Source organism: Aliterella atlantica CENA595, from assembly GCF_000952155.1.
Classification (GTDB): Bacteria; Cyanobacteriota; Cyanobacteriia; order Cyanobacteriales; family Chroococcidiopsidaceae; genus Aliterella; species Aliterella atlantica.
Map to the genome: position 1 here is coordinate 1 of NZ_JYON01000037.1, position 16,442 is coordinate 16,442.

The following is a 16,442-nucleotide window of genomic DNA, read 5'->3' on the forward strand; positions in this document are numbered from 1 at the left end:
AACGTGGTAGCTGCATATCAATTATCCTAGCTATAAAGCGTAATCCTCCAAAATGCCACCGATAGATAGCTTCATCGCTAATTTACTTGCTATGCGATCGCACTACCAAACGCAAATCAATCAATGCGATCGCACGATCGCTAACGCCCAAGAAGGGCTGATTCACGTCAATGCTCTGCTAGTAGACGAAACATTGGACAACCAGCAGTTTGCAACGAATCTGCTGCAAATGCGATCGTACTATCAAGCTACGTTGGAGGACCAAAAAGGGCTGCTAAGTAGAGCAAAAGAGCAATTAGTTCATATCAACGCGCTCCTAGCAGAACAAATAGCCATGCAGGATAGAGACGGGCAGACTATCTCTATGCAGGCATCAACTATTAATAACAATTTAGCTCTAACCGAAGTTGTTGAACCCAAAGAACTTCCAGTAGCAGAGCAATCTGAGGATATCCCTACTCTCCAGGGCAAAGTACAAGCAATTGAGGAAAATCAGGAATCTAGTTTGGACCTAGAACAAATCAGTCCTGCCGATATACCTTCAGAAGACCAGCTTGAGGCGGGCGAGCAAAATCAGCCACAGTCATCAGTAGTGGATGAACTACCCATTCCAGAAATAGAAGCTCCTCAAGCTAATCGAGGGAACAAGACTCAACTACTCAAGACACCTCTGCTGCCACAGTACCAACACTTAACTAGATCCGAGGCAGTAGAAAAACTGTTGCAAGAGAATATTGGTACTATTCTTCACACAGATTACATTGTCCGTTCGCTCTACGGCAATCTAGAACCAGAAGCTTTCAAAGTTGAGAAGCAAAGGTTATATGAAACTTTGGGTAAAGGTATTGCTAAGGGTTTATGGGACAAAGTACCAGACCAACCTGGGTGTTACACGGTTGATATAAAGCTAGTCGATCGTGAAGTGAAGCCCGATCAACCTGCTAGTTCGCAGCAAGCGAAGGTTGCGAACGAGCATACCGCCACAGGCATCACTCCCAAAAGTAACGGAATCCTCAAGTTACTGCCTGCGTACCAGCACCTTAACTATACCCAGGCAGTAGCAACTGTATTACAAGAAAATGCTGGGCAAGAAATGGATTCCGAGAAAGTAGCGCGGATACTTTACGGCGACTTGGAGGGGAAAAACTTGAGTAAGGCGAAAGATAAGGTAGGCAAAATCTTGTGGACTGGCGCTAGGCAGAAGCGGTGGCAATCAGTAGTAGGGAAGCTGGGGGCTTATACTATGGTGTTGGAGAAAGTACCAAATCATTTACGCTCTTAATGCTCAACTACCAATATCTTGCAAGGCTTGCTAACAAAATATTATTTGGTGCTAGTATGACTCGATAGTAGTAAATTTTTAAGGGTCGAATGCCAATTAAACCTCACAAAATTTATGCTGTAGTCGGACAAAAAGGCGGAGCAGGCAAATCGAGTACGGCAGGGCATTTTGCTTACTGGTTGAGCCAGAAGCACTCTTTAATTTTCGTCGATGCCGACGGTCAGCAAAGTGCTTCTCCTTGGATGCAGCATTTAGGGTTGAAGACACTACAAATTAGCAATCCAGAACAGCTATTTGAAAAACTACCAATACTTGCGAAAGAGTACGAAGCAGTAGTTGTTGATGGACCTGGAAATGCTGGAGAAATTACAAAAGCTATATTAAGTCGCTGCGATCTAGCTTTAGTACCGACTCGTGCTTCAGAGTTTGACTTGCGTAGCAGTGCGACGATCGTGCAGTTTGTCAACCACGTCCGCGAACTTAGAGGTGGAAAGCCCGAAGCTTTAATTTTTATCAACGCGGCAAAAGTCAAGCGCTCAGTTCTTTTGCGTGAAGCGAAAGAAGCTTTGTCAGATTGTTCGCTCTTGCTTGCAAGTACGGTAATTTACGATCGCACTTGCATTACTGACGCTCCAGGACAGCAAAAAACTGTATTTCAAATCAAAGGAGAGCAAGCAGAAATGGCATCGGCAGAATACAATAAACTGTTTAAAGAAGTTTTGAAGGTATTGCATGGCTAGGCGCTCTCTTAAAGAAGCTGTAGAAAATTCACCGCAATTAGAAGCTTTTGTTTTTGGTCGGAGCGTATCAAACGAGCCTGCGCCCGCAAACACGCTGCAATTACTACCTCGAAAATCAGTTAATTTAACTTTTAGTTTTACGCGCGATCGTAAGCCACTACGTCACTACTACGATCGGGAAGAATTAGAAAAGTGGGTAGAATCTGATATTAAAATCAACGGTATTCAGTCGCCCCTTTGGGTGCGTCTTCTGCCTGGAAGTAGCGCGGATAATTACGAACTGGTAGCAGGGCTAAGACGCTACCTAGCAGCAGAAATCTTGAATTTAGATAGCGTCCCTGCGCTCGTTTACGATTGGAGCGATGAAGAAGCTTATATCGCTTCGCTCTCAGAAAATATTAACAGGCGTAGTTTTAGCGTTTTAGAGCAGTTAGATGGGACGTTAAACTTACTTGCTATAAAGCTTGATACTACGCTGGAGGGTGCGGTGCAGGCACTTTACCGCTTAAACAACGAGGTAAAGAAGGTTAACCAAAACGTTTTGGTTAGCGATGAATATGAAATTGTTGAGTCCACATTCAATTTTTTAGGACAAATTTCTTGGCGCTCTTTTGTCTCTACACGCTTACCGTTACTTAAGAAGCCGCCAGAAATTTTGCAGGCAATTCGCGAAGGCAAGATTGAATACACTAAAGCCCTAGAAATTGCTAAGGTAAAAGACGAGCAAGAAAGGCAAGACCTACTACAACTTGCTATCTGCGACTGCTTGTCGCTCACTCAAATCAAACAACACATTTTGAAACTAACGCCAAAAAGTCAACGAAAGGTATCTACGACGCAAGATCGATTTAGCGATACTTACAAGCGAATTAAGGCAGCAAAAGTCTGGGAAGACCCCAAGAAAGCAAGACAATTAGAGCGACTTATGGCTCAACTGGAACAGTTATTATAGGATTGATTTTTATATTAGTGAATTAGTGAGATAGGTTCTACTAAAAATCCCGCACTGCGATCGCATCTTCTCATGGCTTACCAAATCTCAGCTACCAAACTCCAGACCTACCATCGCTGCCCCCAAGCGTACTATTTCAGATACGAATTAGGTCTGAAGGCTCCTGGTTTCTTTGGTAATGCCGCACTCGGTACAGCCCTGCATCAAACGCTAGCTAAAGCCTACCGCGATTGGGACTACCTCAAACCTATACCACCTGATACCTGGTTCAATTCCTGCTGGCAGCAATACTCTGGTAATTTGAGTCCTAGCCAAGTGGAGGAAGGGCTAGAGATTTTAACAAATTATTATCAGCAGTTCATCGCTGGAGAAACTCCGATCGCAAGACCCCTAGCTGTTGAAGGCAAAATTCAGGGTCGCTTGGTGGTTAATGAATTAGAGTTCAAAATCTCTGGACGCTACGATCGCATTGACTATTTAGAAGACGGATTAGAGCTAATCGATTACAAATCGAGCAAAGAAGTCAAATTGCTGCCAGAAGAGGAGATCGATCTACAAATTGGTCTGTACTACATCGCTCTAGAGCAGAAATATCACTCCTGCTTACAACAGTTGAGCTTATTGTACCTGCGGACGGGGGAGAAGGTTGTACTTGAGGCGAGTAGCAGTTGTCAGCAGAAAGTAGAAGCTGTTGTGGGCGAGATAGCCTGGAAGTTACGTAACGATGAGCTTTGGGAAGCGCATACTGGGGAGCAGTGCGAAATCTGTAGCTACAAGCGCTATTGTGCTGCCGTTGAGGATAATCCCGAACCATTGCCATGTAATACTAGAGCTTCAGAGCAGATTCAGTTAGCCTTGAATATTTAATCATTCATAGTGACTCCACATCCTTAGCACTTTAACTGTATTATTATCTTTCAACACTTCATAAACTAAGCGGTGCTGAATGTTGATTCGGCGCGAATAGTACCCGCTTAAATTACCAATTAATTTCTCGTAGGGCGGCGGGTTCTGAAAAGGATTAATTTCTACGATCGCTAGCAATCTTTCTGCATTACTCCAAATGCCAGCATTAACTAGCTTCTGTGCATCTTTAGCTGCTTGCTTCGTCAGCACTATTTGCCAACTCAAGTTTTAGCTCCTCTAAAGTGATACATTCTTCTACTGGTTCTTTACTACCAAGGGCAATCGACTCTGCCATGCCTGGTACTGACATCAAATACAAGGTTTCTTGAATCGCATTCCAGTCTTCCTCGGCTATTAACACCGCATTATTTCTCGAACCTGTAATTAAAACTGGTTTATGAGCATTAGCTGTTTCATCAATCAAGTGGTAAAGCTTTGCCCTCGCTTGAGTTACAGATAGTACATCCATAATTTTCATCCCTGTTGCTTATTCAATTGTACGTTATTGCGTACAAGCTATTATTTTCTAATCTTGAATCATCTTTGCATTGCCGCCAAAACTTTACGCGCCACCTCAACAGGCACAGAAGCCGTTAGCGCCGCATCGCGCAAGGAAGCGCCCTGGTGCAGTGCTGTAATTACCTGTTGCGACGATGGTTTGGTAAGGAAATTGTGCTGTAATTCTACCTGTAGACGATCGCTAACTTGTTTGTTACCCGTTGCAATCTGCTCATCCGCTAAGACGAGTGCCAGAAACTCATCTTGCTTACCATCCATAATTTCTTGTTCTACTGGTGATAGCACTTTAGCTTGCATCTGGGATAGATCGCGTTCCACTGCTTGGATTTCGTCTGGGTTAGCAAACTTAAAATACTCGGTTAGGCTACCGATGGGATGATTAAAATCCCAATACCGATATTTAAAATAGCGTTCTACATTTCCCCGATTCGCCCAGGTATTCAGCACTTCGATTTCTACTACCCCATAGTGTAATCGCAAATCCCGATATATTTCTGCAAGTCTTTTGGTCATAGAGCGGGTAGTTATACCGATTTTATGCAACACTTGCCCCTCTGCCTGCACTCTCAGATAATACAAGCTGGAGAGCAAGATTTTTCTCATCTGGGCGCAATAGATCCGCAAATCCGTAAGGCGAATCCGTAGTTCGCCTGGCGGTAGTACAGAGCCAGAGTTATTAAAAATCGCTGCTTCCAATTGAGCTAATTTTTGCTTAATCTGTATTTCATGAATGGGATTAAATACAGCTAGAGGTAATATACCAACTGGGATTTGTCCTAATTCTGTGAACTGGTATGCATTTCTCCCAGTAACAGCATTGATTGAGGGCGAAGTCTCTATCAGGTTTTCTCTAGTGAATGCTGGCAATACCTCCAGGCGATCTATACCGTTGTTATGAGATTTGTGCCTGTGCCAAAGCTTCTTGAGTTGCTCTAATTCTTTGCCTGATAGGTAGATATCGAAGGCATCATACAGAGGTAGATGGGGAATATCTCGTGGTTGTCTTTTGATGATTAGGTTGCACGTTTCTCCATCATGGGCGAAGTGATGTTCCTTAACTTTACCCTTTTTGGCGATCAGCACTTTGCCGCAGTACGGGCATCTCAAGTTTGCCTTGCCGCTGGCTACATCCTCAATTTCGATTAGTTTGCCAGTAGCATCTACGCCGTACCGCAGCCACATACAATTATTGCCCAACTAAACAGTGTCTTAGCCCAGAAAGCTCTCGAATGCAGCATCATTAAGAGCAACAAATTATAATTTGGTTATTATCTTGAAGAGAGTATCGGCGAACAATTGTAGCAATATTCAGGTTTTAGCTTTTAAACCGACTATTCCACTTTAGTGTTGCTTCATCCTCAGTTTTTGCCGCCGGACCTTGTGCGCCACAATCGCAATAAACTGTTAGTCCCTCTCCATTCTGACTATCTTCAAACTCTGATTCAATGATTTCCAATTCACAGTTGCCGCAAAATGGGCAAGGCAAAAAATAGTCTTTGCCTTCTATTGTTTTTTCACTCATTACAAAACCAAATTTACTAAACAGATCCATTTAAACTGTCTAATGATTCAGATGTTAATGTATGTCAGCTTCAAAAAAATTATAAATGCAAAGCTCTTTATAGACTTCGCTCAACCACTGAATTTTTCAAAGCCTTCCGCCCAAGGTGTAAAGGCGATCGTTTCTAGTACATCATCGCGCACAAAAGCAGCGATCGCTTCCATTGCTTGTTTGTTATTGCTGCAGAAGACATCAACTAAGTTAGAAAATACTTCACAAATGACCAATTCATTTATATTAGTAGTTTGCGAGTGTAGACTATTATAAGCTGTTAATCGTTCGTTAATCGGCAGTTGCTTTTCCTTGCAAATAGCAGTTATGCAAACGAAATTATACAATCCTAAAGTAGCTAGATTTTGGAGAATTAGTAAGTGCTTTTTCTGTACCAAACAGTCTACAACTTCGTTATATATTGCAATGTGCATCTTTTTATCGATTTTCTGCCGCCATACGGCTAGTAGAAATTGTAAGCTTTCGTTTTTTACCAATTGCTCTTTTTCAGTTTTTTTAATCAATCTTTCCACGCAATACTCAGATTCATCGTGAATTCGCGGAACTTCATTGACAAAAATTGTAGTTAATAATTCAATGTAAACTTGGAAAATAGCTTGTGCTTGATTGGGATTTTCAGCTACTAACTTAAAACCTGATTTAAGCAAGATAACTGATTCATCAAAAGTTTTTAGTTTGTAGCAAGTTTGCAAAATATTCCAAAGATGGCGGTTGAACAATCTTAGCCTTTGGCTGCGGCTGGCATTTTCTCGCCTTTCAATTTCTGCTGGCGTAATCTGCTTAACGCGCAATTCACATTCTTGCATTGCATCAGTGCTTTTGTCAGGGCGATGGTTGAAGTGGGCGGCTACTGAGGTTACTTTGGTTGTTTTAGTGTAGTGGCGATCGTGCTGCTGCACTAAGAAAACGGACTCGTGACAGTTTGGGCAGATAAGCCCCAGGTTGCGGTATGCTTCGTAATCGCAATCTGCCGCTTTAACGAATATGCCACCGTAGCGGATGGAGGATGCTAGTTGCATAACTTATAGTTCAAAAAAGGCGTAAACTAGCCATTGCTGAATTATTGAATGCCCGTAGGTTTTCTTGTTTTCCTCTAGAGGAAAACTATAGAATAGAACAGGGCTATTCTGAGAATGAGTGAACTTGCCGTGCATCACTTCGCGCTCGATTGAACCCTTGGGTGCATCTTGATTAGACTCATCGAGGGCAAAGCATCTCAATGATAGTTTATTAGGATATCGCTCAGTGTCATTTTTCGACCTATTAATAGTCGGTAATACGACCCATTTTCGCTTCCAGGGGTCGGGGACAGGAGCTACTATGCGTATTAGATTGGAAGCTTTATCTACCCAGATGTATTGCTCTGGAGTAGTCGATTGAACAGGTTGATAATGTTTTTGTTCGGGCAAAGTACAAATAAATTTCACTGCTTTAACTTCCAATAATAATTCTTTAAATAAGTTGCCAATTTACCACATCAAATTATCTGGGTTAGACTGGTCAATATTTTTGAGGTGTTGATACAGCGAGTACACAGTAGTAACGTCCAAGCTCAAAGTTTCTAATCTTTCTCGTCGCCCGTCGCTGTAAACTGCCTCGCGTCTTATTTCTACCCCTGGTATTCCAGAAATAACCTTATCTCCAAGGGTCAGTTCTAATAAAACTTTATCTTCTGTCCATTCGACTTGTTCCGGCGGCAGGGCTTGCTCATTATCACTTGACTTGAAATCACTTGACTCAAAGTGAATAATTGATGTAACCACTTTGTATAAGAACAATCCAGTTTCGCTGTAGTGATGTTCGCTATCATCAAGTAGATAAATTTTCACTATTTCCATGCTCCTGCTTAGGAAAAATGTTGTAGTCGATTTAGCCAATGGGTTCAGAATTAGGAGGCAGGTGGTAGTAGAAGGGCAATTGCACTGTTTAGCTTTGGCTCCCCATCAAGCTTAGAGATGTCACAGACTGTAGCTGTCCCGCAGCCAAGTCTCGCTAGCTTGTTCATAAAAGCAATCGCGCTCAAATCTTCCTCGTTACCAACAAATAGGCAATTGATTACGCCAGTGAGTCTTTTAGCAACATTAAGTGCTTTAGTTTCGCAGTCCGGCATTCCATCGCTAATGACTAAAGTCGCTCTGGGCTTGTAAGTAGCAGCAAGAAAAATCGCCTGCTCTAGATCTGTATTCCCGTTAGGGTGAGGAATAAAAGCAAAATCTGGAATAATTGCAGCAATGCTACTGAAGGCGATCGCTATTTCATTAGCAGCCTTGGTTCTCAAGTGAAATACGCTGCGTAGAACGTCAATTTTTCTTTCGCCACCATGTACCAGTTCATTCATTGATGAAGAGACATCGAGTAGTATTGCTGAATTCTCTCCAGAAGCATCAATCCGCTTGCTTACTTTCTTGAGCGCCCCACTTTCTGGTAACTGTGCTGCTTGAACGAGTATGGCTTCTAAAGGATTGGTAAGATTAGACATTTGCAGTTTCCTTCAAATTTAAGACTTTGCGGTAACTATTTAGTGTCGCAAAGTCAGGCGTAACGTCCCCCACTTCGTTCGATGTTTTCAGATCGCCTTGCCACTGTTTGGCTATCAAAGAGAGGAACGCCTTTAATTCCTTTTGCCGATCGTCAAACCAACAGTCCACACCTTCTCCCTCTAGTTCCATCGGTGGATGATACCTGTTACCAGTTAAATACAAACACCACTTCCAAGTTCCTTGGCAATCCTGTTGGAAATAAACACGCCTGTCTGCGCCGTTACTCCAGATGTTCAGTTCAAATTTACCTTCGTAGCCCCATTCCTTCAGCGCCCAAGCGATCGCGCTTTTTTTACTCCACTTAGAAGAGGTTGCAGCAGCTTTTTTCTGGTTTTCCTCCTGCCTGAACCTCGTTTCTGCTGCTTGTTTAATCCTTTCTCTTTCTCTTGCTTCTTTTTCTAATCGCAATTTCTCTGCTACTTCACGCTCGATCTCTGCTTTCTCCTGGGCGCTCACTACCTCTTGCTCGGCAGCGACACGTACTGCGCCGCCACGCTTTAATGCTTCAGCCATCGCTAGCTTTAATAGTTGTAATAGTTGGTCGTCATTAAGTGTTGAAAAGTCCATCTTTGCCTCCTTTAAAACACTGCTGTATTTACAGATATAAATTTTGTATTGACAATCTTAGTGTATGCTAGAGTTAAAGTATTGTCAATACAGATAGTTAAAATAATGTTAAGCTGTCAATACAACCGTTAGACATTTGTTGGAATGCGCTTACAGAAACAGTTTTCCTTTCAATCCAACCAGCAGTATCAAGACTTGGCTTCCTTAGCTCACAAGCATGACTATAGAAGTGTTAGCGCTTTCGTCCAAGCGATCGCCATTGGGCAAATATCATTGGGGAGAGTGACGTTATCAAAGCTGGAGCAGCAGACAATACTTACAGCAGTATTGGCACTTACCGAACGTGCCGAACTAAAAGCAGCCAGAACGCTTGCTAGTTTCGCGTTAGATAATTTGCTCCTTGAGGAAGAATTGACGAAGCAGCTAGATGATGCCGCAAGTGCGATCGCCTCGCCTTGGATTGAAAGAATTGAGGAATATATTGATAGGCAGCAACCTTTTGGGCTTTCCTACCAGGACGGGGCAGGCAGAGTGTGGTCGTACAATGTGCGCTTTGCACAAGTTATTTGGCGCGAGAAGCGTAACTATCTGGAGTGCTGGTGTGAGGAAACAGAAGGCAATCGAGATTTAGAGGAGCTTCAACATAATTGGACGCTGCGCTTAGACAGAATTATAGATGCGGCAATTGTGCCACTTGAGGGCGATTGGCATGATGGGCTAGATTGCATAGATGTAGAATTTCAACTACTTGACGGATTTGCTCATGCTTATGCTCGTCGCTCTAGCGACATTACTACTAATTGGCAGAGCATTGAACCGCCTATTAAGCAAGTCCAAAGGCGTATTTCTAACACCTTCTGGTTTGTTAGAGAAATGCTAACTTATGGGAAAGATTGTGTTGTTGTTGTGCCAGAACCAGTACGCGATCGTATGATTGATGAACACAAAGCTGCAATCGGGAATTATCAACATAGTAGGTAGCTTCTTCTGCTTAATACTCAAATTCACTCATCGCAGAACTATATGTATATGTAAGTACAGGTTCAATCTCTCCCCGATAAGGACGAACATCGATTATGTAAGTGTCTTTGTCTTCTTCATCAATCCACAAATTGTCAAGACGAACACCCTCAATTTGGAACAAATTGTCATCAATTTTGATAACATTTCCCAACTCTGGCAGCGATAATACAACATCATGCCAAAGATAATCTGTTATCGGACAGTGTTGACATTCAGGATAATTACCCAAAATCGAAATTTTAAAAGTTTCAGGTTGATTTACAAAATTCATTTTTGCTACCTTAAAGTATAAAATCACTGTGGAAAAGGATGTTTTGCTCTTTGCAAGTAGTTCGGCGCATTTCCAATACCTTCTAGTTTACCCGCGAGATGCTACCTTATGGCAAAGACTGCGTTGTTGTTGCGCCTAAGTTAGTACGCGATCGCTTGATTGATGAACACAAAGCAGCGCTTGAGAATTACAACAGTTAATCTTGATATTCTGCTAGTTTTATCAAATTTTTGTAAGTATCGTATTTCTCTATCTGTATCAAAATTCGATCGGCATGATAAATAACATACGAGCAAGCGATCGCTAAAATACTGTAGTATATGCCGTTGATAGCTTGCGTATTATCTTTTGCTAATATGCTTAACAATGCTGCTAGTAGAGTAACAACTGTAACAATTGCTAAAAATTGGTATAGCTTTGTTTTGTATGCTTGGAAAAGGATGTTTTGCTCCTGAGAAATTAGCTTCCTAAACGAGCGTAATTTTTCTTGGCTAGCTAAACTGCTAAGGTGCATTGCGTAGCTGGCGTTTTTCAAGAGTTGGCGACGAGAAGCAGTCTTTTTTTGCAGGAATACTTTTACAGTATTGCTAGCAAGGGGATATTTCGCTAGGGGTAGTTCAGACTGGATGAAGTTCAGGTATTGTAATACAGTCACCATTTCCAAGTCATAAGTAAATAATAATTTCATAATTAATTGCAAAATCTTCATTCTTGCTTGCGCGTTAGCGCTCGTGTACCTCAAGAATTCACTAAATATTACTATGCTGGCTGAGTCTTTAGAAGCTGCTTTAGAACATAGAGAATTTAAGTAACTCCAACAATTCTACTTAGAAGCGAATGAGCAACAATAAAGCTTTATATGAAGTACCGTATTAGTCCTGATGCTTCTAGAAGATGTTCATATTGAGAATAGTAAGTAATTTATTGCTTTATTTTACTTGCTTAATTCCTGTATGAAAGCTGCAAAATTATTAGTAACTTCTTTGTTTGCATTCAGTTTTATTGGTATATCTCCTCAAACCGTCAAAGCGGCACTTTCTTGTGAAATGGATACGGCTATCAATTATGCTAATGGTTCTTTAGCAAGTTGCATTTTGAATTTTGATGTCAATATTGGGTTGAGTAACAATCACTTTGTTTGCCAGCAAAAACAATATATCTCCTTTGATGAGAAAGGACAGTTTAGAAGTTGTACTCTTGCTCGTGACTTGCTTCTTAGGAAAGGCAATAAAATTACTACCTGTCTTGCTAAAGGTGAAGTATCTGTGAAAATCCTCAACAGTGGCAACCAAGAAATTACTTGTTCAAGAATGGTTGCTAATCAATAAATAAATAAATAACTTTCGTTTGTATTCTTGGTACTGTTTGTCTTTGCTGTGCCAATACTTTTCTATAGATTCACGAGCGATCGCACTCTACAGGTAGGGGTTACAATCAGTCCATCTGTAGTACCCAGTAAATCACAGACAGTAAGTCGAAATATCATCACCGATTCAACAATCTTGCTACTCCACTACCAAGCAAGTAAAAGACGAACACTACAACTGCTTGAATTAGATAAGTCACGAGTAGAGACTGATATAGTTGGCGATTCTGTTGCTGAAATAACCTATGCCACAAGTACCACTTACCCTGAATATAAGCGGCGGTGAACAATAAGGATAATAACAGAATGCTCCACAAGGGAAAATTGGCAAAACCTGTATAAATAGCGCTTACCAACAGTCCGACTCCCAGCAATCCTTTAATAAAATTCATGTTATTTTTGCTTGAACTGTTGGTACTGCTTATTTCTAGTTTCCCAATACTTCTTTACTGTCTCCCTGGCGATCGCTGCCTGCTCTAACTCTGCTCCCTGCTCCGCTAACAAGCGCTCCTTCACCTGTTTGCGCAAGTTTGAGACAATCTTACCGTTGACTTTGCGAGTCTCTGCCCAATCTATCATCGGTGCAGGATAAGGACTTTCATTCAAATACGCACCATCAAGAATTTCCGTTAGGCTATATCCGCGCAATTCTGGAACCCAGTGGTAAATGAACTTTAAGTCACCGCCAGATTCCTCCAGATTCTTATTGGGGTTGTAAATGCGGAAGGTATCGGATAAGGGATTAGTTACGCCTGCTTGCATCTGCCACTGCCACTGATTGATCGCTAGATCCGTATCTACTAAGTATTTTATGTAATGTGTCGCCCCGTGATGCCAGGAGATGCCGCAGTTGATGCACAGGAAGGTGGCGCACATCGCCCTCATCCGAAAGTTCATCCACCCCATCGCCAGTAGTTGCCGCATTGACGCATCTACCAGAGGAAAGCCTGTCTGACCCTCCTTCCAAGCAGCAAACAACTCTTGCTTTTCCTCATCTAATTCTGCTGGCGAGTAGTATCGATCGAATTCGCTGTAGCGATTGGTATCAAATAACTCTGGATGATTGTATAATCGCTGGGTGAAACTATCATGCCAGCGCAGGCGATCGCGAAACGCTTTGAGAGAAAATTGTGCTTTAGGATTATCGGCTAGTTCTGCCGCTCGTTCTTTGGTACGTTGGTAGACTTGCCTTACTGAGATAGTGCCAAAAGCTAGATGAGGCGATAGATGCGATGTAGCTCCTTGTTGGGTATGCCAGGGGCGCGATATTTTCCAATGGTAGCCGCCGAAGCGCTCATCCAAGAATGAGTCTAATGTACCGATTGCTTGAGTTTCGCCGCCCTTGAAATAAGTATTTTCTGTTCCCCAGAACTGGCTGTACTTTTGCTTCAATTGGCTAAAAGTAAGCTGGGGTATATCTAGTTTTAGCGCTGGCGTGTTGATACGTTCTGGCGTTGGATGTAGTGGTTGCCGCACATAATTGTAGTATTGCTCTATCCACCCGTCTGTGCGTTCGCCAGCAGTTTGCAGGAAGTTGTTTAATCCTTGGTGGTAGCTGAGGTTGTGCTGCTGGTAGAAATCTATGATTTGGCGATCTCGTTCTATCCCGTACTGCACCTGTACATCATAATTGAAGAATAGTTTGGGGCGATCGCCTTTTTGCAGTAATTGGCTTGTAAGTTTTTGCAGTACGCTAACGCTACTTCCCTCAAACAAGTAAAGCTGACTCCCTCGCGCTCTGAGGTTGTTATCCAAATCTTCTAGAGACTCAAACAAAAACCTCACTCTAGCTTTACCTACTGCCGCTTGCTGATAAAACCAGGGGTCGATGATGAAGCATGGTAGGACCTCAGTATTATCGGCTGTTGATAAGGCAACGATTTCGTTATCACTCAAGCGCAAGTCACGCCTAAACCAGAGGATGTGCATTCTTAGTCTGTACTATTATTGTACTACTACATTTCTATTATCCTAGTTTTTGCAGCGATCGCCTATTGTATTTACAGTTAAAGAGCAAATACTGAGGAGATCTAAATGTCAGTGCTGGTTTTGTGCGTAGGGATTGCCAAGGAGAGGGGCGCGACAGTACCATACTCTCATCGCAAGCTTAATGGAGAACTAGGAAAGTTTGGCAAAAAAACTAGAATCAAAATGGCGGGGTCTGCTAGAGTTCTCATCAACGCTATCGAGCTTGGAATTATGCGTACAATCGAGCAAGACGATTTAGAGACGCACTCCCTCTCTGTGGCAGTCCCAATCAACCTAACAGATTGCGACGCATTTCTGGAAATATGCTGGCAAGGGGTTGTTGAGTGGGCAGAAAAGGTGGGGATGAACCCAGGTTTTTACGCCGTGTCAATAGTGGGAGAATTTGCGGGAAGTGAAGAAGGCTATCATGATGGCGCACTAAAAATGGGACACAAAAGTTTCGCCTGGAGACGCACCGCAGATCCCAAAGTATCTGAAAGATTTTTGCCGCAACCCTATTAGGAAGCTGCCAATGAGCTTGCAATCGCGCTTTTGTAGTTAGTTTTTTCACTAGCCATATTTCATAATCAATAAAACGTTTTCCTTATCCTATGAACTCTGACAACTTCATCAAAATCAAGCAACCAAATAGAGCTACACCTAAGCCCCAAAAGCCAACTCAAGAAGCACCTCCAGCAGAAGTAGAACCAACAGCACCCTTAGAGATAGAACAGCCGGAACAGCCAGCACCCGCAGCACAGCTAGAGTCTTTGGCAGAAGTTACGCCAGATCAGTCGGTTTGCGGGACTGGATGGAGTATTACCCAGTTGTTGAACGAATTTAGCGGTAGGTAAAGTTGAGAAAAAATGAAAATGCATATAAACGATACTGTGAAAGTACGCCTAACACAGCAAGGAAAACAATATTTGCAAGACCAGCACGATATGCTGTTTGCGAATCTTCCTTTGCACAGAAAACCAGCTTTCAAACTACCTACTGAAGATGCCGAAGGTTATTGTAAGTTTCAATTATGGATACTTTTTAAGGATTTCTCTGCTTATTTTAATAGTCCGCAATTTTTCAGTGAACTTCCTTTTCAAGCTGAGATTGAAATAGTTGACAGAGGAAATTCACGATCGCTTGATTGATGAATAGGTTGCTCCAAAATTAACCATTTAGCTTCCGAAAAACTGAGAAGCCAGCTTTTTCAAGCAGGTTGAAAAACTCAAATTCCTCTATTTCACCTTCTGCTGACACAGTTCTTTTGCGGTAGTTTCTGTTATCTTTCAATCTAGTCATTTCTCCTTTCAGTATCTCCAAGGCAGAACAGTTTGAATATTCAATATCTGTTGAATAAGAAATTAGTGATTCATTGATAATGATTTTAACTTTGGGCGGAAGTAATTCCAGCAAACTACATATTTTGGCTTCTAAAACATCCGCTTCTTCGCTAAATATTTCAATTTCTACTTTGTTCATATTCTCAATATCAAGAGTTACCAGTAAATCAAAGTTGTTTGACTTCTCCCTTCGGCTTTCAGCCAGGGGAGAAGTCAATAACTGTCACTTAACAGAAAGTTTTCCAAGAAGTGCGTTAGCGAACGCTTAACGAAGTTATCGCACTTTCTAATATTCTCGTCACAACTATCAAATTGAGTCTGAACTTGGTGCAAGCTATTTCGCTCTATCCCTAATTACCACCTGGAAGGGAGAGAAATAGCGCTGCACTATACAAAAACAATTTATTCATCTGTTTTTTGGTGTGCTAAAAGTCCTTTCTCCTTAAACTTCTCTCTTTTCTGAGGTACGAATCGTTTTCGACTACCTGATTTATCAGTTTATCTACTAATTCCGCTTTCAGCCGAGAATCCTTTTTAGTTAACAAGATATCATTAGCTGAGAAGTCGCTTGACAATACGGCTCTTGATTGGGCTACAACATAAGGTATTTGACTACCCTGATGTTTAGAGTTCTTCTCTAACTGCTTAATCTCCGAAGCAATTTCAGATGACTGGGCTAGCTCACTGGTTATATTTAAACCTATAGAAACCCTAAAGTTATAACTTAATTGATTATATAGAAGCTTAAGTACAGGAATGTCAAATTTATAATATTTGTAATATAACTTGTTCTCCTCTTGGATCATTGTATTCAATTCATTTTGGATTTTATCAAAATGAAATCTAATATACTCTTTTCGCTCCTGATTGGCGGAAATTTTATTCACTCCAATCGCCATATCGTGTATGGAATCTTGTACTTTTTCAGCTAATAGGAGTTGAGATGAAAACTGGGAGTAAACATCATAAGACCAGCGTTGAATCTCTTTAGCTGATGTGACCTGATTAGAGTTACCATAAAACTCTACATCAAAAACATAATTATCGTATGACACGATAGCTTTCTGAAGATTTTCCAGAGGTTTTTCTATTTCAAATGTTGAAATCCCGTAGTTATTTTGCAAAAGAGACAACAGTTCATCTGTAGATTTACGCAAGGCAAGAATTTTTGGACTGCTTTGCTCGTAAAGTTCTTTGTACTTGCTACTCTTGTACTGATGTACGCTTTCGCTTCTTTTTGATAAAAAGTCAAAATATTGTTTACCCAGATATATATATGCAAAAGTAGAAAGAAAAATACCAGCACAAACGACTATACTAAAAGGACTATTTAGCCAATTAAAAGTTAATCTTTTTTCTTCGTTTTTACTCATATTGGCAAGTTATAAATAATAT

Annotated in this window: 24 protein-coding genes; 9 read left to right on the forward strand and 15 right to left on the reverse strand. The window is 41.5% G+C overall.

Features of this window, described 5'->3' with window-relative positions:
* The first annotated feature begins 52 nt into the window (after positions 1-52).
* The 4 genes from UH38_RS22565 to UH38_RS22580 all read left to right on the forward strand — a co-directional run bounded on the left by UH38_RS22565 (position 53) and on the right by UH38_RS22580 (position 3,841).
* Positions 53-1,282: a hypothetical protein gene (locus UH38_RS22565; RefSeq protein WP_045056961.1), complete on the forward strand. Its 1,230-nt coding sequence runs from the start codon at positions 53-55 to the stop codon at positions 1,280-1,282.
* Between the two features lie 89 nt (positions 1,283-1,371).
* Positions 1,372-2,022: a nucleotide-binding protein gene (locus UH38_RS22570; protein WP_045056962.1), complete on the forward strand. Its 651-nt coding sequence runs from the start codon at positions 1,372-1,374 to the stop codon at positions 2,020-2,022.
* On the forward strand, positions 2,015-2,974 hold the full coding sequence (locus tag UH38_RS22575; RefSeq protein ID WP_045056963.1) for a ParB/RepB/Spo0J family partition protein: 960 nt from the start codon (positions 2,015-2,017) through the stop codon (positions 2,972-2,974). Before UH38_RS22570 ends, UH38_RS22575 begins: the two co-directional genes overlap by 8 nt.
* 72 nt (positions 2,975-3,046) lie before the next feature.
* Complete coding sequence (locus tag UH38_RS22580) at positions 3,047-3,841, forward strand: RecB family exonuclease (protein WP_045056964.1); 795 nt, start codon at positions 3,047-3,049, stop codon at positions 3,839-3,841.
* On the opposite strand, the gene UH38_RS22585 is transcribed toward UH38_RS22580, so the two are convergent.
* The 9 genes from UH38_RS22585 to UH38_RS22625 form a co-directional block, all read right to left on the reverse strand.
* Positions 3,842-4,105: a Txe/YoeB family addiction module toxin gene (locus UH38_RS22585; RefSeq protein ID WP_045056965.1), complete on the reverse strand. Its 264-nt coding sequence runs from the start codon at positions 4,103-4,105 to the stop codon at positions 3,842-3,844.
* A complete protein-coding gene (locus tag UH38_RS22590) occupies positions 4,068-4,349 on the reverse strand; it encodes a type II toxin-antitoxin system Phd/YefM family antitoxin (RefSeq protein ID WP_045057014.1) in 282 nt (93 codons plus the stop codon). The genes UH38_RS22585 and UH38_RS22590 overlap by 38 nt, the downstream gene beginning before the upstream one ends.
* Before the next feature lie 68 nt (positions 4,350-4,417).
* Positions 4,418-5,581 (reverse strand): GIY-YIG nuclease family protein, encoded by a 1,164-nt coding sequence (locus UH38_RS22595; protein WP_045056966.1) that lies wholly within the window; start codon positions 5,579-5,581, stop codon positions 4,418-4,420.
* 133 nt (positions 5,582-5,714) lie between these two features.
* Entirely contained in the window at positions 5,715-5,921 is a 207-nt protein-coding gene (locus tag UH38_RS22600) for a Lar family restriction alleviation protein (RefSeq protein WP_160296013.1), read from the reverse strand.
* A gap of 110 nt (positions 5,922-6,031) precedes the next feature.
* The gene (locus UH38_RS22605; protein WP_045056968.1) at positions 6,032-6,991 is read right to left on the reverse strand and encodes a hypothetical protein; all 960 of its coding nucleotides are present in this window, start codon (positions 6,989-6,991) and stop codon (positions 6,032-6,034) included.
* Between the two features lie 3 nt (positions 6,992-6,994).
* Entirely contained in the window at positions 6,995-7,399 is a 405-nt protein-coding gene (locus UH38_RS22610) for a hypothetical protein (RefSeq protein WP_144405751.1), read from the reverse strand.
* Positions 7,400-7,441: 42 nt separating this feature from the next.
* Positions 7,442-7,810 (reverse strand): hypothetical protein, encoded by a 369-nt coding sequence (locus tag UH38_RS22615; protein WP_045056970.1) that lies wholly within the window; start codon positions 7,808-7,810, stop codon positions 7,442-7,444.
* A 50-nt stretch (positions 7,811-7,860) separates the two neighbouring features.
* Complete coding sequence (locus tag UH38_RS22620) at positions 7,861-8,451, reverse strand: vWA domain-containing protein (RefSeq protein ID WP_045056971.1); 591 nt, start codon at positions 8,449-8,451, stop codon at positions 7,861-7,863.
* Complete coding sequence (locus tag UH38_RS22625) at positions 8,444-9,079, reverse strand: hypothetical protein (protein WP_045056972.1); 636 nt, start codon at positions 9,077-9,079, stop codon at positions 8,444-8,446. The genes UH38_RS22620 and UH38_RS22625 overlap by 8 nt, the downstream gene beginning before the upstream one ends.
* 144 nt (positions 9,080-9,223) lie before the next feature.
* Between UH38_RS22625 and UH38_RS22630 the strand changes: the two genes are divergently transcribed.
* Entirely contained in the window at positions 9,224-10,060 is an 837-nt protein-coding gene (locus tag UH38_RS22630) for a helix-turn-helix transcriptional regulator (protein WP_045056973.1), read from the forward strand.
* A 10-nt stretch (positions 10,061-10,070) separates the two neighbouring features.
* Here the strand turns inward: UH38_RS22630 and UH38_RS22635 are convergent, their stop codons facing one another.
* Positions 10,071-10,331: a hypothetical protein gene (locus UH38_RS22635; protein WP_144405752.1), complete on the reverse strand. Its 261-nt coding sequence runs from the start codon at positions 10,329-10,331 to the stop codon at positions 10,071-10,073.
* Between the two features lie 238 nt (positions 10,332-10,569).
* Positions 10,570-11,061, reverse strand: a complete 492-nt coding sequence (locus UH38_RS22640; RefSeq protein ID WP_144405753.1) for a hypothetical protein — start codon at positions 11,059-11,061, stop codon at positions 10,570-10,572.
* A gap of 265 nt (positions 11,062-11,326) precedes the next feature.
* Here UH38_RS22640 and UH38_RS22645 point away from each other — a divergent pair, with 265 nt between their 5' ends.
* A complete protein-coding gene (locus UH38_RS22645) occupies positions 11,327-11,701 on the forward strand; it encodes a hypothetical protein (protein WP_045056976.1) in 375 nt (124 codons plus the stop codon).
* A gap of 157 nt (positions 11,702-11,858) precedes the next feature.
* Here UH38_RS22645 and UH38_RS22650 read toward each other — a convergent pair whose 3' ends face one another.
* Together UH38_RS22650 and UH38_RS22655 are read right to left on the reverse strand one after the other, a co-directional pair.
* Complete coding sequence (locus UH38_RS22650) at positions 11,859-12,131, reverse strand: hypothetical protein (RefSeq protein WP_045056977.1); 273 nt, start codon at positions 12,129-12,131, stop codon at positions 11,859-11,861.
* Between the two features lies 1 nt (position 12,132).
* The gene (locus UH38_RS22655) at positions 12,133-13,668 is read right to left on the reverse strand and encodes an FAD-binding domain-containing protein (protein WP_045056978.1); all 1,536 of its coding nucleotides are present in this window, start codon (positions 13,666-13,668) and stop codon (positions 12,133-12,135) included.
* 105 nt (positions 13,669-13,773) lie between these two features.
* On the opposite strand from UH38_RS22655, the gene UH38_RS22660 reads away from it, so the two are divergent.
* The 3 genes from UH38_RS22660 to UH38_RS22670 all read left to right on the forward strand — a co-directional run bounded on the left by UH38_RS22660 (position 13,774) and on the right by UH38_RS22670 (position 14,855).
* Positions 13,774-14,229: a hypothetical protein gene (locus tag UH38_RS22660; RefSeq protein ID WP_045056979.1), complete on the forward strand. Its 456-nt coding sequence runs from the start codon at positions 13,774-13,776 to the stop codon at positions 14,227-14,229.
* Between the two features lie 89 nt (positions 14,230-14,318).
* Positions 14,319-14,561, forward strand: a complete 243-nt coding sequence (locus UH38_RS22665; RefSeq protein ID WP_045056980.1) for a hypothetical protein — start codon at positions 14,319-14,321, stop codon at positions 14,559-14,561.
* Positions 14,562-14,579: 18 nt separating this feature from the next.
* The gene (locus UH38_RS22670; RefSeq protein WP_160296014.1) at positions 14,580-14,855 is read left to right on the forward strand and encodes a hypothetical protein; all 276 of its coding nucleotides are present in this window, start codon (positions 14,580-14,582) and stop codon (positions 14,853-14,855) included.
* Positions 14,856-14,874: 19 nt separating this feature from the next.
* On the opposite strand, the gene UH38_RS22675 is transcribed toward UH38_RS22670, so the two are convergent.
* Positions 14,875-15,264 carry a hypothetical protein gene (locus UH38_RS22675; protein WP_235355383.1) on the reverse strand — a complete coding sequence of 130 codons (390 nt, stop codon included), beginning with the start codon at positions 15,262-15,264 and terminating at the stop codon, positions 14,875-14,877.
* A 208-nt stretch (positions 15,265-15,472) separates the two neighbouring features.
* On the reverse strand, positions 15,473-16,420 hold the full coding sequence (locus UH38_RS22680; RefSeq protein ID WP_045056983.1) for a hypothetical protein: 948 nt from the start codon (positions 16,418-16,420) through the stop codon (positions 15,473-15,475).
* Between the last annotated feature and the right edge of the window lie 22 nt (positions 16,421-16,442).

Bases quoted from the DNA above. Each gene is read 5' to 3' on its own strand.
- UH38_RS22565 (WP_045056961.1), top strand. From the start codon at position 53: ATGCCACCGATAGATAGCTTCATCGCTAATTTACTTGCTATGCGATCG.
- UH38_RS22570 (WP_045056962.1), top strand. From the start codon at position 1,372: ATGCCAATTAAACCTCACAAAATTTATGCTGTAGTCGGACAAAAAGGC.
- UH38_RS22575 (WP_045056963.1), top strand. From the start codon at position 2,015: ATGGCTAGGCGCTCTCTTAAAGAAGCTGTAGAAAATTCACCGCAATTA.
- UH38_RS22580 (WP_045056964.1), top strand. From the start codon at position 3,047: ATGGCTTACCAAATCTCAGCTACCAAACTCCAGACCTACCATCGCTGC.
- UH38_RS22590 (WP_045057014.1), bottom strand. From the start codon at position 4,349: ATGGATGTACTATCTGTAACTCAAGCGAGGGCAAAGCTTTACCACTTG.
- UH38_RS22595 (WP_045056966.1), bottom strand. From the start codon at position 5,581: ATGTGGCTGCGGTACGGCGTAGATGCTACTGGCAAACTAATCGAAATT.
- UH38_RS22600 (WP_160296013.1), bottom strand. From the start codon at position 5,921: ATGAGTGAAAAAACAATAGAAGGCAAAGACTATTTTTTGCCTTGCCCA.
- UH38_RS22605 (WP_045056968.1), bottom strand. From the start codon at position 6,991: ATGCAACTAGCATCCTCCATCCGCTACGGTGGCATATTCGTTAAAGCG.
- UH38_RS22615 (WP_045056970.1), bottom strand. From the start codon at position 7,810: ATGGAAATAGTGAAAATTTATCTACTTGATGATAGCGAACATCACTAC.
- UH38_RS22620 (WP_045056971.1), bottom strand. From the start codon at position 8,451: ATGTCTAATCTTACCAATCCTTTAGAAGCCATACTCGTTCAAGCAGCA.
- UH38_RS22625 (WP_045056972.1), bottom strand. From the start codon at position 9,079: ATGGACTTTTCAACACTTAATGACGACCAACTATTACAACTATTAAAG.
- UH38_RS22630 (WP_045056973.1), top strand. From the start codon at position 9,224: ATGCGCTTACAGAAACAGTTTTCCTTTCAATCCAACCAGCAGTATCAA.
- UH38_RS22640 (WP_144405753.1), bottom strand. From the start codon at position 11,061: ATGAAATTATTATTTACTTATGACTTGGAAATGGTGACTGTATTACAA.
- UH38_RS22645 (WP_045056976.1), top strand. From the start codon at position 11,327: ATGAAAGCTGCAAAATTATTAGTAACTTCTTTGTTTGCATTCAGTTTT.
- UH38_RS22650 (WP_045056977.1), bottom strand. From the start codon at position 12,131: ATGAATTTTATTAAAGGATTGCTGGGAGTCGGACTGTTGGTAAGCGCT.
- UH38_RS22655 (WP_045056978.1), bottom strand. From the start codon at position 13,668: ATGCACATCCTCTGGTTTAGGCGTGACTTGCGCTTGAGTGATAACGAA.
- UH38_RS22660 (WP_045056979.1), top strand. From the start codon at position 13,774: ATGTCAGTGCTGGTTTTGTGCGTAGGGATTGCCAAGGAGAGGGGCGCG.
- UH38_RS22665 (WP_045056980.1), top strand. From the start codon at position 14,319: ATGAACTCTGACAACTTCATCAAAATCAAGCAACCAAATAGAGCTACA.
- UH38_RS22670 (WP_160296014.1), top strand. From the start codon at position 14,580: ATGCATATAAACGATACTGTGAAAGTACGCCTAACACAGCAAGGAAAA.
- UH38_RS22680 (WP_045056983.1), bottom strand. From the start codon at position 16,420: ATGAGTAAAAACGAAGAAAAAAGATTAACTTTTAATTGGCTAAATAGT.